General features: G+C 45.9%; 23 protein-coding genes. 6 read left to right on the forward strand and 17 right to left on the reverse strand.

Annotated features, from left to right (window positions below; translation table 11 throughout):
- Window positions 1-56 precede the first annotated feature (56 nt).
- From QUB25_RS06305 to QUB25_RS06350, 10 genes are all read right to left on the reverse strand, one after another.
- Window positions 57-1,256, reverse strand: a complete 1,200-nt coding sequence (locus QUB25_RS06305) for an amino acid ABC transporter permease (RefSeq protein WP_333182419.1) — start codon at window positions 1,254-1,256, stop codon at window positions 57-59.
- Between the two features lie 117 nt (window positions 1,257-1,373).
- The gene (locus QUB25_RS06310; RefSeq protein WP_333169427.1) at window positions 1,374-1,895 is read right to left on the reverse strand and encodes a DUF29 family protein; all 522 of its coding nucleotides are present in this window, start codon (window positions 1,893-1,895) and stop codon (window positions 1,374-1,376) included.
- A gap of 170 nt (window positions 1,896-2,065) precedes the next feature.
- A complete protein-coding gene (locus tag QUB25_RS06315; protein WP_333182420.1) occupies window positions 2,066-3,280 on the reverse strand; it encodes an ABC transporter permease subunit in 1,215 nt (404 codons plus the stop codon).
- A 194-nt stretch (window positions 3,281-3,474) separates the two neighbouring features.
- Window positions 3,475-4,560 (reverse strand): amino acid ABC transporter substrate-binding protein, encoded by a 1,086-nt coding sequence (locus tag QUB25_RS06320; protein WP_333182421.1) that lies wholly within the window; start codon window positions 4,558-4,560, stop codon window positions 3,475-3,477.
- Window positions 4,561-4,880: 320 nt separating this feature from the next.
- Window positions 4,881-5,108, reverse strand: a complete 228-nt coding sequence (locus QUB25_RS06325; RefSeq protein ID WP_190656515.1) for a hypothetical protein — start codon at window positions 5,106-5,108, stop codon at window positions 4,881-4,883.
- Window positions 5,109-5,423: 315 nt separating this feature from the next.
- Entirely contained in the window at window positions 5,424-10,529 is a 5,106-nt protein-coding gene (locus QUB25_RS06330; protein WP_333182422.1) for a PAS domain S-box protein, read from the reverse strand.
- Between the two features lie 202 nt (window positions 10,530-10,731).
- Window positions 10,732-11,133 (reverse strand): fasciclin domain-containing protein, encoded by a 402-nt coding sequence (locus QUB25_RS06335; protein ID WP_006634220.1) that lies wholly within the window; start codon window positions 11,131-11,133, stop codon window positions 10,732-10,734.
- 347 nt (window positions 11,134-11,480) lie between these two features.
- The gene (locus QUB25_RS06340) at window positions 11,481-11,870 is read right to left on the reverse strand and encodes a hypothetical protein (RefSeq protein WP_333182423.1); all 390 of its coding nucleotides are present in this window, start codon (window positions 11,868-11,870) and stop codon (window positions 11,481-11,483) included.
- Between the two features lies 1 nt (window position 11,871).
- On the reverse strand, window positions 11,872-12,234 hold the full coding sequence (locus tag QUB25_RS06345; protein ID WP_333182424.1) for a hypothetical protein: 363 nt from the start codon (window positions 12,232-12,234) through the stop codon (window positions 11,872-11,874).
- Window positions 12,235-12,509: 275 nt separating this feature from the next.
- Entirely contained in the window at window positions 12,510-12,953 is a 444-nt protein-coding gene (locus tag QUB25_RS06350; RefSeq protein ID WP_333036736.1) for an Hsp20/alpha crystallin family protein, read from the reverse strand.
- A 240-nt stretch (window positions 12,954-13,193) separates the two neighbouring features.
- Here QUB25_RS06350 and QUB25_RS06355 point away from each other — a divergent pair, with 240 nt between their 5' ends.
- Window positions 13,194-13,403 carry a hypothetical protein gene (locus tag QUB25_RS06355; protein WP_333036738.1) on the forward strand — a complete coding sequence of 70 codons (210 nt, stop codon included), beginning with the start codon at window positions 13,194-13,196 and terminating at the stop codon, window positions 13,401-13,403.
- 45 nt (window positions 13,404-13,448) lie between these two features.
- Here the strand turns inward: QUB25_RS06355 and QUB25_RS06360 are convergent, their stop codons facing one another.
- Window positions 13,449-13,736: a hypothetical protein gene (locus tag QUB25_RS06360; protein WP_333036740.1), complete on the reverse strand. Its 288-nt coding sequence runs from the start codon at window positions 13,734-13,736 to the stop codon at window positions 13,449-13,451.
- A gap of 186 nt (window positions 13,737-13,922) precedes the next feature.
- Between QUB25_RS06360 and QUB25_RS06365 the strand changes: the two genes are divergently transcribed.
- From QUB25_RS06365 to plsY, 4 genes are all read left to right on the forward strand, one after another.
- The gene (locus QUB25_RS06365; protein ID WP_333059116.1) at window positions 13,923-14,717 is read left to right on the forward strand and encodes an MlaE family lipid ABC transporter permease subunit; all 795 of its coding nucleotides are present in this window, start codon (window positions 13,923-13,925) and stop codon (window positions 14,715-14,717) included.
- A 63-nt stretch (window positions 14,718-14,780) separates the two neighbouring features.
- Window positions 14,781-15,173: a DUF3119 family protein gene (locus tag QUB25_RS06370; RefSeq protein ID WP_333036744.1), complete on the forward strand. Its 393-nt coding sequence runs from the start codon at window positions 14,781-14,783 to the stop codon at window positions 15,171-15,173.
- 59 nt (window positions 15,174-15,232) lie between these two features.
- Entirely contained in the window at window positions 15,233-16,564 is a 1,332-nt protein-coding gene (locus tag QUB25_RS06375) for a DUF3086 domain-containing protein (RefSeq protein WP_333182425.1), read from the forward strand.
- Window positions 16,565-16,677: 113 nt separating this feature from the next.
- Window positions 16,678-17,358, forward strand: coding sequence for a glycerol-3-phosphate 1-O-acyltransferase PlsY (gene plsY / locus QUB25_RS06380; protein ID WP_333182426.1), 681 nt, complete (start codon window positions 16,678-16,680; stop codon window positions 17,356-17,358).
- A gap of 105 nt (window positions 17,359-17,463) precedes the next feature.
- Here plsY and QUB25_RS06385 read toward each other — a convergent pair whose 3' ends face one another.
- Complete coding sequence (locus tag QUB25_RS06385) at window positions 17,464-18,285, reverse strand: calcium-binding protein (RefSeq protein WP_333059111.1); 822 nt, start codon at window positions 18,283-18,285, stop codon at window positions 17,464-17,466.
- Between the two features lie 166 nt (window positions 18,286-18,451).
- On the opposite strand from QUB25_RS06385, the gene QUB25_RS06390 reads away from it, so the two are divergent.
- The gene (locus tag QUB25_RS06390; RefSeq protein WP_333182427.1) at window positions 18,452-20,875 is read left to right on the forward strand and encodes a bifunctional serine/threonine-protein kinase/ABC transporter substrate-binding protein; all 2,424 of its coding nucleotides are present in this window, start codon (window positions 18,452-18,454) and stop codon (window positions 20,873-20,875) included.
- Window positions 20,876-20,911: 36 nt separating this feature from the next.
- On the opposite strand, the gene proC is transcribed toward QUB25_RS06390, so the two are convergent.
- From proC to acpS, 5 genes are all read right to left on the reverse strand, one after another.
- Window positions 20,912-21,757 (reverse strand): pyrroline-5-carboxylate reductase, encoded by an 846-nt coding sequence (proC, locus tag QUB25_RS06395; protein WP_333182428.1) that lies wholly within the window; start codon window positions 21,755-21,757, stop codon window positions 20,912-20,914.
- Window positions 21,758-21,963: 206 nt separating this feature from the next.
- Window positions 21,964-22,581, reverse strand: coding sequence for a cell division protein SepF (locus QUB25_RS06400; protein WP_006634207.1), 618 nt, complete (start codon window positions 22,579-22,581; stop codon window positions 21,964-21,966).
- Window positions 22,582-22,698: 117 nt separating this feature from the next.
- A complete protein-coding gene (locus QUB25_RS06405; protein ID WP_333059108.1) occupies window positions 22,699-23,364 on the reverse strand; it encodes a YggS family pyridoxal phosphate-dependent enzyme in 666 nt (221 codons plus the stop codon).
- Between the two features lie 72 nt (window positions 23,365-23,436).
- Window positions 23,437-23,706 (reverse strand): transcriptional coactivator PipX, encoded by a 270-nt coding sequence (pipX, locus tag QUB25_RS06410; protein WP_006634205.1) that lies wholly within the window; start codon window positions 23,704-23,706, stop codon window positions 23,437-23,439.
- Window positions 23,707-23,748: 42 nt separating this feature from the next.
- On the reverse strand, window positions 23,749-24,207 hold the full coding sequence (gene acpS / locus QUB25_RS06415; protein ID WP_333059107.1) for a holo-ACP synthase: 459 nt from the start codon (window positions 24,205-24,207) through the stop codon (window positions 23,749-23,751).
- Window positions 24,208-24,403: the final 196 nt, after the last annotated feature.

The following is a 24,403-nucleotide window of genomic DNA, read 5'->3' on the forward strand; positions in this document are numbered from 1 at the left end:
TTTATTTTTTAAGCGCAGATGAACGCAGATGAACGCAGATGAAAGTTGAGGAGTTTTTAGCGCTGGCCTACTCCTAATGTTCGCTCTATTTTGCGGCTGGCTAGGGACATTGAGTAGCAAAATATCCAATAAATGATGCCGACGAATATGTAAACTTCGGCGTACCTGCCAATATAGGATGGATTTGCTAAAACTGCGCGGGATATTCCGATTAATTCTAACATTCCGAATAGAGACAGCAGGGATGTATCCATGAATAATCCGATGAATTGACCGCCGATCGCCGGAATGACTATTCGCAGTGCTTGAGGCAGTACAATGAGAATTGTAAGCAGGGGTGTATTAAGTCCGATCGACCTCGCTGCTTCTATTTGTCCCCTCGGCACCGCCTGCAAGCCACCGCGCACGTTTTCTGCCAAGTATGCCGCACTAAATAACGTTAATCCAGCAATGGCTCTAATCACTCTATCCAATTTCGGATATTCTGGCGGCAAAAAGAGTTGCAGCATCACTTGACCTAAAAACAAAATGCCAATTAATGGTAAACCGCGAATAATTTCAATGTATAGTGTTGATAACAGTCTTACAACTGGCAAAGAACTTTGTCTGCCGAGTGCTAGCAATACTCCCAAAGGAAAGGAAAGCACAATACTAATAACTGCTAAAAACAGCGTCAATACTAAACCGCCCCAATCATTTGTTGAAACTTCGCTCAAACCCAACCCGCCTTTAATTAACCACAAAACTATTGGGAAGGAAAGAACCCAGATTGCAGGTATCCAACTCATTATTTTAGGGTTAATTTGTCTCCCCGCCCAATAGCTAGCAGCCGCTACAATAATATTTGCTAGCAGGTAAAAACGAGATGTTAAGTCGATCGGCGAAATGACCGTACCCACAACCGCAGCACCGAGTATAATTAGTAAAGGCGGATTCCAAAGACGTTCTTGCCGCTGAATGTTTCCCCAAGTTAATCCTCCCAAGAAGGCAATTATGGCTGTTACTATCCACAGCCGCCAGTAGGATTCGCGGGGAAATCTGCCGGCGAAAAATAGCGGCAAGTTAGCTTCTAAAACGCGCCACTGAGCTTTTGTTGTTGCCCAAACGATAATTCCTTTAATAGTTTGGAAAGCGATAATTAGGCAAACTACCGTCAGAATGCTGTTGTACCAGGTACTAAATAAATTTTTGCGCGCCCAATTCCAAGGGGTAGGCGATTCGGTGGCTGGGGGCGGTAATATGGGGACAGTTTCCATATAGCGGTTTTCAATCCTATGACGTACAGTAACAACCAGTTATTTTATTAACCCGCGTAGGCGGGTTTTGTTTGTGTAGACGCGATTTCCAATCGCCACGGCTAAAAAAAATCCTACTTATTTTCGCCGATTTATCCAATCTTCTCCACCTGGTAACTGACTTAAATGCTGGGCTAACACTGCGGGTAAATCTTTGGCGGAATGGATATAAGTCAAGTTCAATAACCTCACAGCGGTTTGAATAATCAGGTTTCTATCCATCATCTCTGCAAGTTGAAATTGAGTATAAACACCATTCAATACTTCCTCCGCAGCCTCTGCGATCGCATCCTCAATCACCTCCTCCTCTATAAAACTCTCCCATTCATCAGAATTGATGTAATAAGATGTTTTATTATCTTTAATATTTGCCTTCTTAATTTCTCTGATTGCATTGCGAATCGAACTTGCCCAAGAACCCGTTAATCGCTGTTCAACTTGATTTTTAATCAAGTGAATCAGCAAAACATTTAAAAAAGATTGGATTTGTCGCAAAATAGCCTGTTTGCTCATTCCATCTAACTCATCGACTATTGCCAAAGCATCCGTATACCTCCCTTCCACTATGCTCTTTCTAAGAGCAATTAATTCTTGTGTCATTTGATTTCCCTCAACTTTGATACTAGCAAGCCAAAGATAGTTGTGAGTTATTTATTATTGCTTAATCCTTAACTGACAAGTTTTAGTTACTCTGTCTAAGCTAAAGTCACTGTATGCCATGTGACGCGCTCTCCTTTTATCCCCATTAAAATAGATTAAATATAAACTCTTTATCTCTCCTTGATTTGTACGGTTTTATTGTACCAATTCATGAACAGAGAAACTATCAAACTAATTGTTAGATATGTTACCATGATAATTAACATTGCTTCGATCGCCCGACCGGTCTGATTCAACGTCGGAGATCCCACAACAAAGTAAACGTCCGGATAAGCAACCGCAACCGCTAAACTCGAATTCTTAGCTAAATTCAGATACTGACTGGTTAAAGGCGGCACAATCACCCGCAAAGCTTGTGGCAAAATTACCATCCGCATCATTGTTCCAGACTTCAGCCCCAAAGACTTTCCCGCTTCCCACTGACCTCTCGATACTGACTGAATTCCGGCCCGCACAATTTCTGCAATGTAACTGCCAGTATACAAGCTGAGTCCTGTCACCAGGGCGGCAAATTCAGGAGTTAATTTTAATCCTCCTTCGAGTTGCAATTCTGGTGTCAGGCGGGGGAAATCTAGCCGAAAAGGCAGATTTTTGGTAATAATCCAAGCTAAGATTGCACTTAGCCCGATCGCACCTAGAGCCCAAAACAACTGTCTTCCCGGCTTAGCTTCTTCCAACATCACCCGCGCCCGCCACATCCACAGCCCCGCCGCCGCCAAAACTCCGACTGTTAGCAAAATCAACCAAATCTCAAAACCCGGCAAAGCCATCGGCGTTGGTACAGCAATGCCGCGATTTGTCAAGTAAATCGGCCCCCTCATCTGCTGATTGTCTTCGACTTTTGGCAGAGAAATGAAAACTGCAAAGTACCAGAAAAATAATTGCAGCAATAACGGCGTATTCCGCAAAATTTCTACGTACAAACCAGCCAAATTCCGCAGCAGCCAATTGTCGGAAAGGCGCGCAATTCCTACCGTCAAACCCGCAACTGTTGCAAAAATAATGCCGATAGCCATCACCCGCAACGAGTTGATTAAACCCACAAAATAAGCTTGTCTGTAACTGTTGGCGGGACTGTAGGGGATTACACTTTCACCTATATCAAAAGATGCTTGGGAATTGAGAAAATCAAATCCAAAGGCAATCCCCAGTTGCGAGTAATTGGCAGTGAGATTGTCCCAGAGAATGGCGATCACAACTATTACTAAAATTAGGGCTATCGCCTGTCCGGCAATTTTCCAGAAGCGATCGTCCCGCAGGAGTTTTGATATATCTTTAAATTTGGGCAATTTCTGCGATTTTCCCGGTTGAGGTTCTGGGTTCATAACTGTTTAATGTAGAGCACACTATGCCTAACTTTAGCCTGCCTAAAATATCTTGTAGGGTACACCTAGCAAGCACCCTACAAGTCAGGTAAGCGCGGAGTACCTTGCTGTCTAAAATATCTTGTTGGTTAACTGTTAACAGTCAACAATCAACAGTTAACAGTCAACAGTCAACAGTCAACAGTTAACTAAAATTAACGGAACGGCGGCGAGTAAAGCAAACCGCCATCTTTCCAGAGTCTGTTTTGACCCCGTTCTAACTTGAGTGTACTTTTGGGGCCGAGGTTGCGATCGTACATTTCCCCGTAATTCCCGACTTTCTTCACAACGCGGACTGCGTAGTCGTTCGGGAGTCCCAAACCTTTACCTAAATCTCCTTCTGTTCCTAGCAAACGTTTGACGTTAGGGTCTGTAGTGCTTGCAACAAGTTGGTCTACATTTCCTGAATTAATTCCCAAATCTTCAGCTTCAATCGCAGCAAAAACGACCCATCTCACCGCGTCAGCCCATTTAGGATCGCCGCTTTTCACCGCTGGGGCTAACGGTTCTTTTGACATCACGATCGGCAAAACAACATTATTTTCGGAATTCGGCAGAGTTGTCCGCTTCGAGACTAGCTGCGATCGATCGGCAGTAACACCTTGACAGCGACCTTCTTGATAGGTAGCAAAGACAGCATTCACATCTTCAAATACCACAGGAGTGTATTTAACTCCTAATTTTCGCATTTGGTCGGACAAATTTTGTTCGGTGCTCGTACCTGTCTGCACGCAGATAGATTTGCCCGCAAAATCTTTTAAACTTTTGATGCCGCTGTCTTTTTTGACCATGATGCTTTGAGAGTCATAAAAGATCACCGGGGCAAATTCCAGTCCGGTAGTGCTGTCGCGACTCGCCGTGTAGGTGGTATTTCGGCTGAGAATGTCGATTTCTCCCGCCTGCAAAACTGTAAATCTATCTTTAGCATTGAGCTTTCGGTACTCGACTTTTTCGGGGTCGTCAAATATTGCCGCCGCTACCGCCCTGCACACATCCACATCCAGTCCGGAGTATTTGCCCTTTTCGTCTACAAAGCTAAAACCCGGCAGTTCGCCACTGACGCCACAAATCAGTTTGCCGCGGCTGACAATTGTATCTATCCGGCTGGAACCTTGTTGCGAGTTGCCACCTGCAGTAGTTGTTGCTGTTGTTTGTCCGATTTGTGCCGATCGATCCCTACAAGACGCCAACGGTGCCACAAATAACACACTTGCTAGTAGCAGAAATCCCCATTTACGCATAGATTTTAGTAGAACGCTTTCCTGACAATCCTACCTTGTAGCTGTCGAGAACTGTGGCGATCGGCGATCTACAAAAGCCTCCGGCTTCAAATTAGCCGTTCTGCATCCGGTGCTGCACAGCAGCAACTGCACCGACTACCCGCCTGTTTTTTTTTGAGCAAACTGGGAGCCCAGAGTTGGAAACCCGGTTTCCGGCTGGAGGTCTGGTCGTCAAACCTAAGATTTATCCTTGAAACCCGGTTTCTTTTCTGCTATTTCTGCCCAGCGCAAGGGCTCATCGCCCTTCCCTGGAATATTTATCCGATTTTGATTGAATCCGCTCACAGTAGCTCTGGTGCGAGCCGCTGCTCAGCTAAATCGCGGATTAGGGAAAGCCGAGACTGGATGTATTCGTCCAACACATCTGCTTCTTTGCCATTAAGCGCAGAGTTCGTTTTTAACTGCTTTAGCAGCCACTGTACCAAGGTCGCATCGTCTAAATTGACTAACAGAGTAGCTTGGGTGGTCTCAATTAATGACCAGAGTTGGCGTAACATGACTGGAGTCATAAAACCTCGTTGAGCGTAAATACGCACTTAATGGGCGGGGATAGCGAAAAGCGGGTCTTGGTGTCTCAAGCCGATAGACGAAAAGCACCCTTATGTCGATCGGCTTAATGATTATTTTATATTTGACCACATTAACTTAATACAGTAGTGTCATAAGTTACAACACACAAGATGTTATAAGAGTTCCCAATTCCTTCACATTGAGATAAATATCTTGATAAAAGATTAAAAATCTTTACAAGCGAGCGATCGCGGGGCTGCCAAGAGCCGTCCGCGATCGGGCTGGAGAGCCCGGTTCAAAACAAAATTGATTCATTACTCACTAGCCACCAACTTTTCAACCTCCGCCAGAATTATTTCTAATTCAGCGATGATTTTTGTAGCCCCCTCCAAATCATTAGATTCAGCCCGACTTTGAAGCTGATCTGCCATGTCGGGCATTAACCGCACCGCCGCCGTAGCGCTGACACCTTTAATTTGATGAGCGTGGCGGGCGAGTGTCTCCATATCTCCCGAAGCAATCGCCTCCTTAGCAGCTTCTAAATAACTACCAGTATCCACCACAAAAGCTTGCAGTATTTCCCGCTCAAACTCTAAATCAGCGCCCGAAATTTCGTGCAGACGTGCCATATCGACTAGCGATTCGATATCTGGCTCAGAATTTTGAAGTTCCTCGCCCTTAAACTTGGGAGTTTCAATTTTTAGCTTGGCGGACCAATTTTCTAGTACCGATTTTAACTTTTCAATCGCAATAGGTTTGCTAATATAATCGTCCATGCCCGCCGCCAGACACTTTTCCCGATCGCCCTTCAAAGCATTGGCCGTCATCGCAATCACCACCGTCTTTTGATGCGGCTGCATCTTGCCAGCAGCAACATCTGCCGCTTCTAGGCGGCGCAATTGCAGCGTTGCTTCGTAACCGTCCAAAACCGGCATCTGACAGTCCATCAACACAATGTCATACTTTTTCAGAGCAACCATAGATACCGCCTCTGCACCGTTATTGGCCACATCCGCCGCGCATCCCAAAACTCTGAGTTGATTCAGACCAACTTTTTGATTGATTGGAGTATCTTCAACTAACAAAATCTTTAAACTTGCTAAGTCCCGGTTGTCAATAGCTGAGGCTCGATTGGACGTTGAATTTGGCAGCGGCTCATCAATCAGCGTCATCGGGGCGATCGCATTCGCCAAGCAATCAAATAGTCGGTGAGCTTTCACAGGTTTAGTTAAATACCCGCTAAAACCGCTATCTACCAAGCGTTTCGCCTCTGCAAGCTGAGTCATTGAAGTCAGCACCACCCACTTTGTTTGCTGCATTGCAGGCTCAGAAATCCTCAAGCGTTCGAGACTTCCCGCCACCATTTCCGGCAACTGAATATCCACCAAAACGATATCGTAAGGGGAATTAAGGCTGACAGCTTTGTACATAGATGCGATCGTCATCCAACCGTTCTCAACCTCCTCAACCTCCATTCCCCACAAAACAGCCATTCTCACTAGCACTTTTCGCACTGTCGGCTTGTCGCTGGCAACTAACATTTTTCGCCCGGCCAGCACCGTTTCAAAATTCACTTCGCACGCTGTCCCGACAGCAGTTAAATTTTCATTAACTGTCGGCACAGTAAACCAAAAAGTCGAGCCTTGGCCTGGGGTACTTTCCACACCTATTTGCCCACCCATTAACTCCACCAACTCCTTAGAAATAGCCAGCCCCAAACCTGTGCCACCGTATTTTCTTGTCGTAGAGGCATCAACTTGAGTAAAAGATTGAAACAGCTTTTTTTTGTCTTCGGGAGCAATCCCAATCCCTGTATCTGTGACTTTAAACAGCAGGAGCAGAGAGTCATTGTTTTCTGTTTTTAACGCTCCGATATTTTCTAAAATTTTCTGATTGTCGCTGGCTGCCAATAACCCAGAATTACTAGCATTAGCTACCTCAATTACAACTTCTCCTGCTTCTGTAAACTTAATAGCATTGTTGATCAAATTAGTGAGTATTTGCCGCAACCGCGCTGCATCACCTTTAATTTGCACCGGCACGTCGCTGTCAATCAGCGCCACCACTTCTATACCTTTTTCTTGTGCGGGAGTGGCCAACAAATCCAGCACTTCGTTCATACAGATACTGAGGTTAAATTCTAGTATTTCTAAGCGCATTTCTCCGGCTTCCAGTTTGGAGAGATCCAAAATATCATTAATGATGGAGAGTAAATTTTGACCGCTGAGTTTCAGCGTCTGTACAAAGTCAAGCTGTTCGGGAGTAAGATTCGTTTTCAGCAGCAACTCAGTCATCCCCATTACTCCATTCATAGGAGTACGGATTTCGTGACTCATATTTGCTAAAAATAGCGACTTCATTCGAGACGCTTCTAGGGCTGCTTCTCGGGCTTGCTGCGCTTGTTCAAAAAGAGTAGATTGCTGAATGGCGATCGCCAACTGCACGCTCAACCTTCCCAGCAAATCCATCTCAGAATCAGTCCAAACACGCGGAGCGCTACACTGATGGGCAATCAGCAATCCCCACAACCGATTTTGACTCGTTTCCAAACTCCTTCCCGGCAGTTCAATTCGAGTTTCCGGCGAAAATTCTGCTGCCAACCCCTGACTTTCATCGCCTATAAAAATTGGTACAACTAAATTAGCCCTTACCTGCAAACTAGCAAGTAAATCTCGGTGTTCCTCGCTCAAATTGGCAGTATAAATATCTGCCATTGCTTGAATTGTTTCTGCACTGTACAGCCATACATAACTTTCCCCAAAGGATGTTCTTTGAACTTTTCTGCCCAGCAGGGGCATCCAATCATCCCCTACAGATTCCACAACAACCAGCGCTGTTTCCTCGGACTCAAAACGATAAATTACCGTGCGGTCAGTTGCCAGCAACTGTCGCACTTCGTGTACAGCAGTGCTCAGAGTTTGAGTGAGGTTGAGAGACTGGCGGACTCGCTGGGCGATCGCCGAAACCAGCCGTTCTTGTTCTGCTTGTTCCCGCAGCATTCTCTCAGCTTGCTTGCGTTCGGTGACATCGCGAATTACCGCAGCAAAGCACAGCGGTTCGGTGGTTTGAGGGTGCTTGACCAGAAAAGCATTCATCACAACATCTATGGGTTGTCCGTTGCCCAAGTGCTGCATTTGACCTTCGCCTTGCCACTGACCATGACTGATAATTGTTGGTAAAATCTCTTGACTGAATTTCTGTTGAAAATAAGGCCCAATATAATCCCATATCTCCGTATAAAGCACTGGCGAAAGATCCTCTACACCCACCAGTTTTCGTCCGGCTTCGTTGACAAACAGTGTTTGGCCTTTGAGGGTAGCCATACCGATAAAATCGCTGCTGTTTTCAATCAGCGACACAAATTTTTGCCGTTCTTCTTCTCCTTTTTTGCGTTCGGTAATGTCGCGCTTGACGCAGACATGACAAATTACATCGTCGGCGTTGTTAATCACAGAGTATGCTGCAACGTCGATCGCCAGCGTCTGGCCTTTTTTAGTGCAGTTAGTAATTTCGCCCCGAAAACTTCCTGTTTTCGCTAAACTTTGGGCAATTGCCGAAAAGCGCTCCCCCGCAAGCAGCGGCGAAGCTTCTGCTTCTAATTCCGCGTCTGTGTATTCTAAAAGCGTTTGGTGAGCACGATTTTGTTCGAGGAAAAACCCGTCAGCATCGATAATGACGATCGCATCATTGGAGTTTAAAAATATTTCTCGGTAAAGTTTTAGTTTTTCCTCAGCTCGCTTGCGTTCGGTTATGTCTCTTTTGACATTTACGTAGCAAACTACATCCCCAGCATCATTTAAAACCGCAAAAGCCGAAACCTCCACCTCAACTGTTCCTGCTTGCATAGCCTTAATACAGGTCATTTCGCCTCGGTAACTCCCTGTTTCTGCCAAGCTTTGCAGCACAGACATAAATGCCTGTTCTCCCATGTGAGTGGCAGGCGTTTTTCCCCACAATTTTGACGCGCTGTGACCCAGCAAAGCCGTGTGAGCTTGATTTGTTTCTAAGTAATAGCCTTCGGGATCTAAGATCGCGATCGCATCGTTGGATTTCAAAAAGATTTGTTGATAAAGTTGCAGCTTCCGTTCAGCTTGTTTCCGGCCGCTAATATCCGTGAACAAGCCGTAGTAAACAATCTCCCCCGATGCTTGAAATTCTGGCTGGGAAGCTCCTTGCACCCATTTAAGTTTTCCTGACGGAGTGACAATTCTTCCTTCCCACCGCCAAGGCTGCAAATTTTCTGCTGAAAGCGTCACCGAGTTGAGAAAATCATCTCGATCTTCGGGATGAATCATGTCAACAATTACATTAAAATCCTGCTGAGCAGCCTCTGGTTCTATTTCATACAATTCTCGGCAGCCCGCGCTCACAAACGAGAAGGCCATCGAGCCGTCTGGATGCAAGTCAATTTGATATACCGTACCGGGTACGCTAGCAGTAATTTTTTGCAGTTTGGCTTGGCTTTGATTCCTAGCTTCATCTGTGGCCTGCAATTGACCAATCTCTCTAGAAAAACCCAAAACCCCAAATATATTACCCTCTGCATCGCACAGTGGGACTTTTTGCGTGTCAAAGACGTGCTGTTTGCCACTTTCAAAGACGATCGCCTGGTAGGGATTGCGAACCCTCTCCCCAGCGAGAACAGCTCGATCTTCCTCGCGGATGCCCCTAATTTTGCCGTTGCGATCGCCAAATACTAATTCGGCTGAAAAACCTAATTCAATATCATCTTTGCCGATAATTTCCTCAACATTTTTCCCCAAATATTCAGCAAAACTTTGATTGACAAAAATGTATCTAAAGTTTCTATCTTTCGCAAACACTCTGTCCGGAGCCTCGTCCATTACAGCCCGCAACAATAGTTCTTGACTTTCCGAATCCAGAGCAAAATTATTTGGAAATCTATCCTTGGCACTGGTCGTTTGACGTGCTAAAGTTACTAACTGTTTGGCACAAATTTGAGCTACAGTGTGGAGCAAACAAAGGTGTTCCAAATTAAAAGCAGTTGCTGGCTCTGCACCAATGAAAAATACTCCCAACAATTCTTCACTTTCATCCAGGTTGGCTGGTGCCATCAAGACCGACTGAAACTGAGCAATTGGTGGCGGAGTGACGTTGTGCGCCCAGTCCCGATTGCCAGCAAGCCATTCAGCGCGAGCAGCTTGCAAGCGCCCTTCCATTTCGGCTTTGGTGCTAGCACTTAACGGCTGTAAGTGTTCCAGATATATGTGATCGTCCGGTAGCGTCAAAATTGCGATCGCCTGTGTGGGAATGAGGCGATCGAGATGTGCCAGACACGCAGACCAAATTTCCTCAACACTGAGAGCGGCTTGAACTTTTGCAGTAAGTTCGTTGAGAACTTGCAGTTCCAAGGTACGCTGGCGGACTTTTGCTTTGAGGCTGGCGGCTAGGATTTGCATAGTGCTCACCAAACTGGTTTGCTTATATTATAATTATTGATTTTTAAACTTTTTCAAACAATCATCTTAAAATACATCCGCCGAAAAAACAACTTTTTTATATTGAAATTACCTTCAACCGATAAAAAAAAGCGTGCGATCGGGAGCAAAGCGGCACCGCAAAGCACCTGCTTGGCTCCCGCAGCGAGATTAAACGGCGAAATTATCCCATTAAAATTACGTTATCGATCACATGGATCACACCGTTATCAGCTTCGATATCCGCAGCGACAACTGTAGCATTTTTCACCTCAAAACCGTCAGAACAATCAATTTTAATCGGCGAACCTTCCAAGGAAGTAACAAAACCGAGTTTTGCCAAATCAGCTTTCATAAACTTGCCGGAGACGACGTGAAACATCAAAATCCTAGTGAGTTGGGGAACGTTCTGCACTAGGGTTGTGATAGTTCCTGGCGGCAATTTCGCAAAAGCATCGTCAGTGGGTGCAAAGACAGTAAAAGGGCCCGGACTTTTGAGGGCGTCTACTAAATTAGCTACTTGCACGGCTGTTACGAGGGTTTGGAACGAACCCGCACCTACGGCAATATCAACAATATCAGGCATTGTGTTTTACCTCATCTGGGAAAAAAGTTCTATTAAGTATCGTAAACTGAGGCGGGCAACAATACCTACTGTCTTTTTTGAAAAATTGGTAATTCTTTTGTAGTGAGGACTTCAATCCTCAGATTTTTGATGAGGACTTCAGTCCTCACTACAAACCTAATAATATAGGACTTACGCATGGGGGTCCAGAAACCGGGTTTTTTACGAAAATACTTCGTTAAAACCCGAAGATTAGGTAAAAAAACAAGTTTGGATGAGTCGGAGTGCGTAAGTCCTGTAATAGTTATTTTACCAGATATAATATTACTAACCGCTTGGCAATTTAACGGCGCGGTGCTTTTCAGTTGTTACAAGACTGCTGGCGATTGTGATACCAAAACCTCTGTTTTTAAATCGGCTACTTCAGTATTTAGGTTTTCTCCCTTTTGTATGCTAAAACGGCCGTACAAAATTGAAATTTCAAAAATATCCGTATGAATTAAAGCTGGTTTCCGGTGCGCGTCTTCACCCAAATGAAAACCCATCAAATCAGCTAATGGTTCTTTTACTTCCTCTTCATCATGCACCTCCCACATAATTTCTCGGCAGTCTTGAAAAACTAAAGAGTAAGGCAATCGATCGCCTGTAGGATCGTAGATACATTCCAGTAATACTTCATTCCCCCACAAAGACACCTGGACATTTTTCACGAGGGATGTAAGTCCACCTAAATTAAGCAAGTTGTAGTCATCAGGCATATTAATTACTCACTTTTTCTCCAGGAATGTGCGTATCAGGAATCTGATTGCCAAATTCATCGCGTGTTTGGAGTACCCTACCATCTTTGTCAAGACGCAAACCCCAGTTTATTCTTCTACCATCTGAGCCATATCGCGGTGCTGGCAGGCGAACAACTTCACTATTAGTGCGGATTATGACTTTTGACCTGTCAGAAAATTTGTATTCAACATAATTTCCTGAAGAACTTTTTACCTTAGCACCCAGTCCGCGCAAAAAGTCATCGACTTCTTGGCGAGTCATCCAGGTTAAGTCTCCAAACTCCGATGCAATTCCATTTCCTCCTACTCCCTGACTCGGCACGCAAGTCTCCTCACCAACCATTGCCTCTTCGAGTTTAGCACAGTTGCAGAATCGGAAAAAGGAAGTTCGGCAACGGATTCGCTTTCTGAAGAGGTAACGGATGTAACTGATAAATGGATGGAAGAAGGAAGAAGGATAAAGGATAAAGGAAGAATCATTCCTAAAATTCGCAATGGCCAATGCTTTTCGGCCCAATTATCAATTCCCAATGACCAATTATCAATTCCCAAAACAAATAGGGGGTGCGTTACGCCCCCTACTCATTAACTAAAACTAACTAAAGTAGGAAACAATTATTAGCCGCCGATTTGCACTTTCACCACGCGGTTCTTTTCTGCTTCCGCTTTGGGCAAATTCAGGTGCAAAACTCCATTTTTGTACTCAGCTTCTACGCTGTCATTTTGAACCCGTGCGGGTAGGGGAATCACCCGGCGGAACGAACCGTAGCGGAACTCAGAGCGAGTCATGCCTTTATCTTCACTCTTAGTTTCCAGACGGCGTTCGCCACTGATAGCAACAGCTTCTGCGGTTACTTGTACGTCCAAATCCTTAGCTTCCATGCCCGGAACTTCTAATTTAAGGTGGATGGCTTCGGGAGTTTCATCGAGTTCGGCGGGGGGTACAAAAGCAACACCGTTAGAGGCGCGATCGGTGGCCGGTGTCAAGCTATCAAACAACCGATTCATTTCTCGTTGCAAGGAGTCCATTTCCCGCAAAGGTTCCCAACGAATAAGTGCCATAACTAATACCTCGACTATCTGAAGTTTTTAGGGTTGAGAAACACTTGACTCAACCTGTATTTAATATATTCCAGCTCCAGAAACTGGGGGATTCGGTTTTCCGCAAAAAGGTCGATCGCATTACCGAACATTTGCGAGCAATAATGTTGAGGGAGTCGGTTGGAGAGTTGAGATTTGAGATTGACTCCACAGATGAATCTGGAAGTTTGACCAAGAGTCTAAAATTTCAAGTATCCGTTTTTGGGCGAAGTCAGCCGATTTGAGGTTGGAGAGTTGAGATTTGAGATTGACTCCACACATGACTCGGGAAATTTTAACTTTGGTCTAAAATTTTTGGCTCTCCACCACTCCTGTCTGCTAGCAACTATCCGTTTGTGGGCGAAGTCATTGCAGGTGGCGGTATTCGATCGCATCGGAACCCAACAATTTGAGATTTTAGATTTAATTTAGAATTCCCAACCTAAAATCTTAAATTCGACATATAACGAAACAAAATTAACTCCACCGCGAATGCTGATAAGAAGCGTAGGTATCAAACAAAGCACCCACTAAACCAAAAGTTAGACCAATGACGAAAAAGCCCTGGAGGGGACAGCCGCTGCCGAAAGTAGCTAAGAACTGCAAAATCATGTCTTCTCCAGAACGACCAACTCCTTGGAGAGCAGGCACGAAGCCGATCAGCAAAAAGCTAGTCAATCCCGCGCCGATTAACAATACGGGAGCGACAAAGCTCAACAGGCTGGTCAGCAGTACAGAGCGAAGAAAATTGGGAAAAATGCTCATAAGAGTCAGTAAATTCAGCTAAACTGCCGAAAGGTGCAAGCAAACAAAACTTGTCCTTTTCTACGATAGGCAGCGATCGCCCTCAGTGGCCAGTTCTGTCAGAAATCTTAAATGTTATAGAAAAAACTTGTTTAAGATTTGTAGATAGATTTCATTTTTTGCAGTTGTTCTACACTCGAAATCCCCTTGAGCACCACTACATCTTCGAGCCTCAGTTTGTGGAGTCAGCGGTTGCTGGCAGCAATTTTATTGGGCGGCCAAGTCATGCTGCACTTGCTGAAGGGCAAAATTCACCGTCGCAACACCATCGACCAAATGGCAGCAGTCGGCCCAGAATCTCTGCTGATTGCTTTGCTGACTGCGGGTTTTGTCGGCATGGTATTTACTATCCAGGTAGCGAGGGAGTTTATTAACCTCGGGGCCGGCAATGTCGTCGGTGGCGTTTTAGCTTTGTCTTTGACTCGCGAGCTCGGCCCCGTCTTAACAGCCGTCATCGTGACGGGACGGGTAGGTTCGGCTTTTGCAGCGGAAATCGGCACGATGCAGGTAACAGAACAGATAGATGCCCTGCTGATGCTCAGAACAGACCCGATCGACTATTTAGTAATTCCCCGCGTCCTTGCTTGCTGCTTGATGCTGCCAATTTTAACCATCATGTGTCTCGTCACCGGCATCGTCGGCGGACTGCTGATTGCTACGACAATGTACGGCATCTCTCAAAGCGTGTTTTTAGAATCAGTCCGCAATTTCCTGAGTCTGTGGGATATTTGCAGCGCGGCAATTAAGGCTTTTGTGTTCGGTGGCTTGATTGCTGTAATCGGCACTAGCTGGGGTTTAACTACCACCGGCGGGGCAAAAGGCGTCGGTCAATCGACTACTACGGCGGTGGTGACGGCTTTACTGGCTATTTTTATTGTGAACTTTTTCCTGACTTGGCTGATGTTTCAGGGGACGGGCTCTAGCGTACTCAAAGGCTTGTAAGCTAGGAAACAGATAAAATATGAATAATCGGCAACATTCGTTTACTACCCTTGATTTAAACCCGTGAATACCACTGCCTCTTCGACTGCGCCGACAAGTACGATCGAACTCGCTCCGAGTTATGCGATTCCCTTAGTCCTGGTACTGGCGGCCCTACCGCTGCTGTTCGTGCAAAAGTGGGCAAGTTTGCCGCTTTCGCTGTTCGGCTTGTTTCTGATGTACCAAACCGCCACCCTCCGGCTGCAATTTACCCCAACCGATTTGGACATTTATCGATCGTCCAACTTAATCCGCCGCTTTCCTTACCGAGAATGGCAAAATTGGCGGATATTTTGGCCCGCTGTGCCGATTTTGTTCTATTTCAAAGAAATTAACAGCATTCACTTTCTGCCGGTTCTGTTCGATCGTAAAATGCTACAGACCTGCTTAGAACAGCGCTGTCCCCGTCAAGACTAAAAAAGTTGTTAATTTTTAATTTTTAACTTTTCCGAGCCCTACGCCGAACCAAATTTCCCATGAATTCAGACGAATCTCCAACCCAAGAACCGCAACCACAACCAGACGCGCCCACCGCTGACGGCGAAGTCAATTTACCCGTGAATGAGACGGAGTACCAACTTCCATCTCAAACACCGGATTTGTCTATCGAGCTTCAGGAGTCCGCCGCCCAACTCCCGGGCGAAACAGACCTGCCGCTGGGCGAGGAAGATGCCGAAATCGCCCAATTCGTGGACCCAGCAGGCGCAATCGCCCAAATTCCGCCCAACACCGACTATCGCGAATCAGAAAGTCAGATCGCTCAAATCGAGCCTCCAACAGACTCCCAGCCAACAGCAACCGCAGAAACGGTAACCCACATCCCAGAAAATGTTACCGAACAGTTGGCAGAGAGAGTCAAAGAATTGCAGCAGCAAGAACAAGCTTTGACAGAAAAAATTGCAGCCTTGGAAGCCGACAAAGCCAATGCTATAGAAGCGTTGGGCCAGGCTCAAGCATCGATCGGGCGTTTGGTACAAGACGGCTTGATTCAATTAGATCAGCGCAAACAAGCGCTACAAATCGAAGTAGAAAAACTCGAACGCCGGCGCGATCGAATTCAAAAGGAAATGCGAACCACTTTTGCCGGCGTTTCCCAAGATTTAGCAATTCGAGTCCAGGGTTTCAAAGACTATTTAGTAGGCAGTTTGCAGGATTTGGCCGCCACCGCCGAACTCTTAGATTTGACCCCACCGATGCAAGAGACACCCAAGCAAATTCCTGCTGAGGAGTCTCAATCCTCAGCACCGGTAAATCCCAAATTTGCCGAACAGGGATTTCAAGAACAAGCCAAACAAATTCGCCGCACCCTCGACCAATATCGCACTGTCCCCGACTACTACGGCCCGCCTTGGCAACTCCGTCGCACTTTTGAACCCATCCACGCGGAACGAGTTTCTAACTGGTTTTTCACCCAAGGAGGAAGGGGTGCTTTGCGAACTATGGGCTCGCGCTTGCAAAATATCTTGATTACTTCGACTATTATTTCTGTACTCAGAAGCGTCTACGGTGGACGGGTGCGGACTTTGGTGCTCGCCAACAGTCCCGAACGTTTGGGAGAGTGGCGCCGGGGTTTGCAGGACTGTTTGGGCATTACTCGCAGCGATTTTGGCCCGGAAAGGGGGATTATTATGTTTGAGTCGGCGGAAGCTTTGGCTCAAAAAGCCGATCGACTGGTGAAAGATGGCAAATTGCCGCTAATTGTCATTGATGAAACTGAGGATTTAATTAGTTTGTCAATCTTGCAATTTCCGCTATGGCTGGCCTTTGCTGCCGATCCGCAAACTTTGATGGCTGCTAAGGATTTTTGATTGGGTAATTGGTAATTGGTAATTGGTAATTGCTAATGAGTAATTGCTAATTGCTAATTATGCTAGGGGAAAGGTTGCAAAATTTAAAAGTACACGAAATCTCAAATTAAAAAATGGCTAGCTGGATAATTTTAAATGGCGCATTGCTAATAGCAGCTTATCTGCTGGGATCGATTCCTACTGGTTACGCCTTGGGGAAATGGATGCTAGGAATTGATATTCGAGAGGTTGGTTCGGGTTCGACTGGTGCGACTAACGTACTGAGGACTTTGGGTAAGTGGCCGGGGTTGGGGGTGTTGCTGGTTGACGTGTTGAAGGGGGTAAGTGCGATCGTCTTAATCCGATACATTTACTCGCTCGATTTTACCAGCCAGCTAGCAACCGCCGCAGGTTTAGAAAATACTGCAACTGTCATCCCTTGGATGGCAACTTGGGCGGGTTTCTCTGCTGTTTTGGGCCACAGCAAATCTATTTGGCTGGGGTTTACCGGCGGTAAATCTGTGGCTACGAGTTTGGGAGTTTTGCTTGGTTTGTACTGGCCAGTAGGTTTGGGAACTTTCGGAATTTTCGGGATAGTATTTGCGGTATCGCGAATTGTCTCTTTAAGCTCGATTATCGGGGCAATTAGCGTTGCTGGATTGATGTTTGCTCTACATCAGCCGCTGGCTTATGTATTGTTTGGAATTGCGGGCGGTGTGTTTGTAATTGTGCGGCATCGGAGCAATATTCAGCGCCTGTTGAATGGTACGGAACCGAGGATTGGAGAGAAATTGGAAACAGCAGCTAGCGATTGATCGGTAGTTCGGTAGTATTGTTGTACCCCTGGTTGCAGACTACCATTTCTCTGTCCAATCTTCGATTTAAGCTCTTGCAGGAGGCTTGGCAGCGCCTTCTACAGCTTAGAATCCCTGAACCGAGATAATGCTGTTTAGAATGCTGTTTTGCAGTTGAGCAGGCGTTACACCATCAACAAAACCGATTAAATCTCCTGAATTTCTTACTTTGACGAGAGTTCCTGAAGTCACGAACGATTGGGGTTGAAATACATTTGATAGCCCTGGCGGGGCAAAAGAAGCGGCAGCTTGCGGAAATTCTAACTGTATTGTAAGGGACACATTTGTCAAGTTTTCCAACACTATATCATTCACAGTCAAACCGTCTGCTAATCCAATTTTATCGAAAGCGGGTCTGAAATTTGCAATGATATCGGCATTATTGACATCTCTAACTCCGGGTTCTGCTTGGAGGACGTACAAGTTGCTCCCCCCGATTTTGATTGAACCATTATCACCCAGACCTGCTAAAATGTCGCGATCCAAACCTCCCACCAGAGTGTCATTTCCGCTACCGCTGACTAAAAAATCATTGCCTTTACCTCCCAATAAAATATCATTTCCAATGTCACCCGTAAGTGCATCTGCATCTTGACCTCCGTTTATAGAGTCGTTTCCCTCCACTCCAATTATTGCGTCTTTCCCTCTTCCCCCAAATAAAGAATCGTTGCCAAAATTCCCTCTGATAATATCTTCCCCTTCATTGCCATAAACCAAATCGCTAGCTGTTGAGCCTATGACTGAATCGTCACCTCCGAGCATCCATACTCCCGAGGGGAAATTAGTTACACCTCCGAATCGGGAATTAGCGAGGGATAACTCAACAGATTCAGATGTATTGTCGCCAACTAAGCGAGGCACTCCTGATGGGTCTCTTTGTAAAGCCATAAAATATTTTGTCCCTAAAATTTCAGATGCCAAGATTATTAAATAAGCCACTCTCAAAATCAATTCATATATTCATAACTTTGAGTTCATAAAAGTCATAACTTTGAGTTCATAAAAGTCATATTTGTGGTACGCTCGACACCAACGAGTGCAGCGAGTTAAGGGGATGGAACAATTTAGGTGTCTGAATCCAGGGGATATTCTGCGCGATCGCTACCGAATTATCGCTAAATTAGGTGAGGGAGGGTTTGCTAAAACCTATACGGCTAACGACGCTTTGGGCAGCCCCGAAAATCCCCTGTGCGTCGTCAAGGAAATTCCGCCTCCTGAATCTAACGATGAGCGGCTGTTGGAGGAAGCACAGCACCAATTTGAAAAAGAAGCTAAAACCCTGAAGTATCTCGATAAGTGTCCGCAGATTCCCAAGTTAATCGATCGCTTTCAAGAACAGGGAAAATTTTACTTAATTCAAGAATACATCGAAGGAAATCCGCTCAACAAAGAACTTGCATCTCTCAGGCAGTTTCAGGAGTCAGAAGTTATTGATTTATTGCAAGATATTTTGTCAGTTTTAGATTGCGTCCACTCTCAAGGTATTATTCACCGCGATCTGAAACCGTCAAACTTAATCCGGCGCCAGCTTGACGGCAAAATTGTGTTAATTGACTTTGGGGCAGTAAAAGCGATCGGCACTTTGGCGATCGAGAACGGTCAAATAACTCAAACTCGCGTCATCGGTACAGACGGTTATATGCCAGCCGAACAGTGGAAAAATCAACCAAGATTTAACAGCGATATCTATGCTGCGGGAATCATCGGCATTCAAGCGATCGCAGGGTTAGATATTGAAGACTTTTTTCATGATAAAAAAACTGGGGAACTCGTCTGGCACTACTCAACTGACGATCGCCCGATGGTACAAATTAGCGACAAGCTGAAAAAAGTTTTAAATAAGATGGTGCGCTACCACTTTAACGATCGCTACCAATCTGTTGCTGAAGTGTTGCAGGATTTGATCTCGCTAACAGCGTTGCACTCACCTGCCCCCCCTTCACAACAACCTCTGCTGCCGAAGCCTAAACGCCAATGGCAAGATACATTGAGAGTCTGCTTGCCGATCGCGATCGCAGGATGCCTCGGGCTAGCAGCATTTTTAATACACAAAATTTTTACACCTCAAACTTGTCCTTTAATCCAGGGAGATGCTGTGAGTTGTGGCGAGGAAATCCTGATAAAAACATCGAGTCCTCGCTTAAAACAACGGGGAATTAATGATTTTTTTACTACCAACAATCAATCAGCATTTAATTTATTTAAACAATCGTGGAACGAAGAAGAACGCAAAGATCCAGAAACTTTAATTTACCTGAATAATGCCCTTTTGAAGGTGAAAAAAGCTGATTATTACACCATTGCAGTTGCCGTTCCCATCAGCAACACCGAAGGAGGTACTGTCAATTCTGATTTGGCTAAAGAAATGCTGCGTGGCATTGCCCACGCCCAAACAGAAGTCAATCTAGGACTTTTTAATTCCGAGCGCAATAACGACTTTCCAGGTCAAGATTTTTTACCAGGTAAAGACATTAATGGCAAGGGTATTAGAGTCATTATCGCTGACGATGCCAATCTGAAAGCAGAGGCACAAGCTAGGGCCTCTTCACTCGTCAAGCAAACCGAGATTTTGGGTGTCGTCGGTCACTATACTAGCAAGATGACTGTGCATACAGTCGATATTTATGACAAAAATCACTTGGTCTTAATTTCGCCGGGGAGTACAACTGAACAATTAACAGAAAAACCTCGGAAGTTTTTCTTTCGCACTGTCCCTAGAAATCAAATTACTGCTGAAGCTTTCAAAAAGTATCTGAGTGAAAAGGCAGGTCAGAAAAAAGCGGTGGGTTTCTACTGTCCTGAGATTCAAGCTACTTCTTCATTGTGGGAAGAATTCAGAAAACAGTTTAGACAAGCAGGAGGAAATATTTTCAGCATCACTGAATTCGATTTGTGTAAGAAAAATTTCAATGTTGAACTAGCATTACAAGAAGTCGAACGCAGTGATAAAACAGCGATCGTCTTAACTACGAGTCATGTCCCGGATGCAGTCAAAAATGCAATGGCACTTATTAAAGCCAATGGCGATCGCAATTGGGTAGTGGGAACCGGGGGAATCTATAGCCAGAAAACCTTAGAAACCGCTTCCCAGTTACCGTCTTTTGAGAAACTGGTGACATCATCCTCTTGGCATCCTTTAACTGCTCCCAACCGCACATTTGCCGATAATGCTCGAAAGCTTTGGGGAGGAAACGTCAACCACCGCACTGCTTTAACCTACGATGCAACTCGGACGCTAATTAAAGCAATAGAAATGCAACAGCAACCCAGTCGCGAAGGGATGCAGAAAACTATTGCGAGTCCGAATTTTAGCGCCACAGGATCAACCGGAACTATTGAGTTTGATGCGAATGGCGATCGCCAAAATTTTCAACCGGAGTTAGTGCATATTGTCAAGTGTCGAAAAGAACAGTTCGGTGTAGCTTTTGTTCCCGTCAAATATCGGACGGCAAAAGCGGCAGGTTTAAAGTGCGATTGAACTCGTTTATGATTGTTTCTGTGCGTTATTCCTGACTTATTTGCCCAATTCTTGAGAACGCAAACAAGCTGCTTTCACTGCTTCGATTAGTGCAGAACGAAAGCCGTTACTCTCTAATTTAGCAATTCCCGCAATAGTTGTGCCGCCGGGACTCGTAACTCGATCTTTCAATTCTGCTGGGTGCATTCCCGTTTCTTGCAATAACTTTGCCGTACCGAATACTGTTTGCAAAGCTAATTGAGAGGCGATCGCCCGTGGCAGCCCAGCACAAACTCCGCCATCTGTCAAGGCCTCAATTAAAACTGCTACATAACCAGGCCCGGAACCGGAAAGCCCTGTCACCGCATCGAGCATACTCTCAGGTACTTCTACCACTTCTCCTACGGCCTGAAAGATGCGCTTTACCAATTCTAAATCAGCCGGTTGAACAAGTTTTCCCGGGGCGATCGCGCTCATTCCCGCTCCTACCGTGGCTGGAGTATTCGGCATCACCCGCAGCACTCCCCGCCCTGGGAACGCGGGTTCTAGCTTGCTCAGTGGCACTCCTGCCAAAATCGACACTACCAGCGCTTCTGGCTGGGAATTAGCCGTTTCTCCATTATTTCCCTGTTTGCGATCGGCCGCCACGACCAACTCCAAAGCTACCGTATCAAAAACTTGCGGTTTAATCGCCAAAAACAGCACTTCTGTAGCGGCAGCAACTTCTAGATTGCTGGCTGTTGTTCCAATCCCGTAGGTTTCAGTCAAAAATTGGCGACGTTGAAGTTGTGGGTCGCTCACCAAGATTTCTGAAGGCAAATAAACTTTTTGTGCAATTAAGCGGGATAAGAGAGCTTCTCCCATTACCCCGCCTCCGATCGTACCAAATTTTATGTTAGTCATTAGTCAGTTGTCACTTGTCACTTTTGAGTTGTCAGTTGTCAGTTGTCAGTTGTCAGTTGTCATTGGTTACTTAGTTGTTAGCTAATGTTATTAATCCGCAGTGTTTATTCCACAGTTATTAGTTGTTAACTATTGACTACTGACTACTAACTACTGACTACTGACTACTGACTACTCACCACTGTCAACTGACTACTAACTACTGACTACTGAGCGATTGGAGCTTGTTCTGCCGGCCAGACTGTTGGTGCAGGAGCAGCAGGACGAGGGCGTCCTTGAGCAGGAGGAACTTCGTGAACCACACCAGACTGAGTTCTCACCTGCACGCAGCTAGGCGTAAACAAGAAAATACTTTCACCAATTCGCTCTTGATGACCGTCCAGGGCATAAGTACCGCCCGCCACAAAGTCCACAGCTCTTTGCGCTTGGTCTGGGTCCATCACCGTCAGGTTCAAAACCACAGACTTCCGTTCCTTAAGGGCTCGAATTGCTGCCGGCATCTCTTCAAAAGTGCGCGGCTCCATTACTACTACTTCCGAAATCCCGTTCATAGCTCCAGGCATTCCTATCACGTTATTCATTACTGACCCTACTCCGCCGGTTGGTGCAACGACATCCATACCTGTCGATCCTACTACTGACCGCTCCCGCATTCTACGATTTTGACGACGTTCTTCTTCTGCTGCTGCGACGGCAGCGGGGTTCGGTTCAGGCGCTTGGTAGAAGTTCTGATAGCGCTCCCCTTCCGTTTCGTCGTAAACGTCATCGTACTCAGGCTCATTGTTGATGCCTACAAAATCTCGCAGTTTAGAAAAAATATTCATGATTCACGCTCCTTCACGACTTGGCTGCCCCGACTATACTCGCGTTGCGCGTTAGTCGCGGGCGGCTGACTACTCTATATTTAACCTAAATTGTCTTTATTAGAAGATTTCAATTATTTATCCCCTCCTAGAGCCAAATAAGGTTTGTCCTAGCCGTACCATAGTAGCACCTGCTTGAATTGCCAAATGATAATCCCCCGACATCCCCATCGATAGCTGCTGCATTTGAATGCAGGGCAAATTTTGCTGCTGGATTTTCTGTGCAAGTTCGTGAGTGCTGTTAAATAATTCTAGGATTTGCGAGTCATCTAATCCCAGCGGAGGAATTGTCATCAAACCTTGAATTTTGATATGCTGACATTTGCTGAGTTCTGGAAGGTCGGCCAGCAGTTCTGGAACGCTCCAGCCGTATTTGTCCGGGTCGGGCAACATTTTGACTTGCAGGCAGACTTGGGGAGAGCAGGACATTTCCCCCGCCAAGCGCGAAAGTCGCTGAGCGAGTTTTAAATTGTCGAGAGAGTGAATCCACTGGAAATGCTCTAAGGCCTTGGCGGCTTTGTTGGCTTGCAAGTGGCCGATCAAGTGCCAGTTGATATCCGGCAAATCTTGCAGTTGAGTTTGTTTTTCGGCAGTCTCTTGAACCTTACTCTCGCCAAAATCCCGGATACCGGCGTCGTATGCTTCGCGGATAGCATCAGTCGGTACCTGTTTGGTAACGGCAATTAACCGAACTGATTCGGGCAAGTGTTGGCGAATGCTGTTAATTCGAGAGGCTATGGTCATGGGTACTCAACGCTGGGAACTGGAGGGAATGAAAATTAAGACAGTTACCAATTACCAAATTACTGATTTTCGTTATTGAAACGTGCGCTGGTGAATGGTCTGCAATTGGTCGTACTCTTGATATTGACCGCTGCGACGCAGGGTTCGCAGGCGAATTTCGACCATGAGGCGAGCGTCGGATCGGCTGATTGGTTCAAATCTCAGCCCGCCAGGGCCGTTTGTCACCAAAAAAAACAGGCGCTGGGCGTATAGGGTGGTAAATAATTCTTGGCTGTCTTCAACCTGGGATACCCTGAAGAGGAGGCCAAAGTTTGGATGATTCAGGTAAGTTTCGGTAGTCATTCACGCTCACAATCGATCAATTTTAGATTAAAGATTTAGATTTTAGATTTTAGTTTCACTCGATCGCCCGACGGCGTTGTTTGACGGCGGGCTACAAAGGGCGATCGCCGTAGCCGTGCAATAGTCTCCGTCGTGGCTGAGGCTCAATTGCCACTGGCAATTTCCCCAAACAGAGGCTTGTGCTGCTGCGGTTCCGTGCAGTTGCACATTGGGAGCACCGTTTTCGGAGCGCCGAATTTCCACATCTGCATACCGTATTCCCCGCCATCCCGTGCCTAGAGCTTTGACAACGGCTTCTTTTGCTGCCCAGCGCCCCGCTAGTTGGTTGCAGGAAACTCGATTCATTTTACCTTTAATGCTGCTGTGTTGAGAATTTAGTTGCCCGCAATCCCTTTGTTCGGCGGGCGTGTAAACTTTTTCGAGGAAGCGATCGCCAAACCGGTCTAATGCGGCTTGTATGCGCGGAACATATACGATATCTGTCCCAAGATAGATGTTCAAGGTCTTGGTTCTCTAAATATTTGTCTCCATTACTTTAGCAGGACTGTCGCGTACCAGACAAAACTTACTCAAATGTCGGCTCGTCCTCCAAACCCCGCTCGAATCCAGGGCTGTTTCATTCTCTTGTAGGGCCAATCCCTCGTGAAGAGCCCCGATATCTGAAACTCGAATCAGTCCTTCCCAATTCTTCAATCTC

The sequence above is a fragment of the Microcoleus sp. B3-D7 genome (assembly GCF_036705305.1).
In the GTDB taxonomy this organism is placed as follows: domain Bacteria; phylum Cyanobacteriota; class Cyanobacteriia; order Cyanobacteriales; family Microcoleaceae; genus Microcoleus.

Bases quoted from the DNA above. Each gene is read 5' to 3' on its own strand.
- QUB25_RS06335 (WP_006634220.1), bottom strand. From the start codon at position 11,133: ATGCCTGATATTGTTGATATTGCCGTAGGTGCGGGTTCGTTCCAAACC.
- plsY (WP_333182426.1), top strand. From the start codon at position 16,678: ATGGCTAGCTGGATAATTTTAAATGGCGCATTGCTAATAGCAGCTTAT.
- pipX (WP_006634205.1), bottom strand. From the start codon at position 23,706: ATGACTACCGAAACTTACCTGAATCATCCAAACTTTGGCCTCCTCTTC.
- QUB25_RS06400 (WP_006634207.1), bottom strand. From the start codon at position 22,581: ATGAATATTTTTTCTAAACTGCGAGATTTTGTAGGCATCAACAATGAG.
- QUB25_RS06390 (WP_333182427.1), top strand. From the start codon at position 18,452: ATGGAACAATTTAGGTGTCTGAATCCAGGGGATATTCTGCGCGATCGC.
- QUB25_RS06330 (WP_333182422.1), bottom strand. From the start codon at position 10,529: ATGCAAATCCTAGCCGCCAGCCTCAAAGCAAAAGTCCGCCAGCGTACC.
- QUB25_RS06360 (WP_333036740.1), bottom strand. From the start codon at position 13,736: ATGAGCATTTTTCCCAATTTTCTTCGCTCTGTACTGCTGACCAGCCTG.
- QUB25_RS06305 (WP_333182419.1), bottom strand. From the start codon at position 1,256: ATGGAAACTGTCCCCATATTACCGCCCCCAGCCACCGAATCGCCTACC.
- QUB25_RS06340 (WP_333182423.1), bottom strand. From the start codon at position 11,870: ATGCCTGATGACTACAACTTGCTTAATTTAGGTGGACTTACATCCCTC.
- QUB25_RS06325 (WP_190656515.1), bottom strand. From the start codon at position 5,108: ATGACTCCAGTCATGTTACGCCAACTCTGGTCATTAATTGAGACCACC.
- QUB25_RS06350 (WP_333036736.1), bottom strand. From the start codon at position 12,953: ATGGCACTTATTCGTTGGGAACCTTTGCGGGAAATGGACTCCTTGCAA.
- QUB25_RS06310 (WP_333169427.1), bottom strand. From the start codon at position 1,895: ATGACACAAGAATTAATTGCTCTTAGAAAGAGCATAGTGGAAGGGAGG.
- proC (WP_333182428.1), bottom strand. From the start codon at position 21,757: ATGACTAACATAAAATTTGGTACGATCGGAGGCGGGGTAATGGGAGAA.
- QUB25_RS06315 (WP_333182420.1), bottom strand. From the start codon at position 3,280: ATGAACCCAGAACCTCAACCGGGAAAATCGCAGAAATTGCCCAAATTT.
- QUB25_RS06345 (WP_333182424.1), bottom strand. From the start codon at position 12,234: ATGGTTGGTGAGGAGACTTGCGTGCCGAGTCAGGGAGTAGGAGGAAAT.
- QUB25_RS06320 (WP_333182421.1), bottom strand. From the start codon at position 4,560: ATGCGTAAATGGGGATTTCTGCTACTAGCAAGTGTGTTATTTGTGGCA.
- QUB25_RS06385 (WP_333059111.1), bottom strand. From the start codon at position 18,285: ATGGCTTTACAAAGAGACCCATCAGGAGTGCCTCGCTTAGTTGGCGAC.
- QUB25_RS06375 (WP_333182425.1), top strand. From the start codon at position 15,233: ATGAATTCAGACGAATCTCCAACCCAAGAACCGCAACCACAACCAGAC.
- QUB25_RS06405 (WP_333059108.1), bottom strand. From the start codon at position 23,364: ATGACCATAGCCTCTCGAATTAACAGCATTCGCCAACACTTGCCCGAA.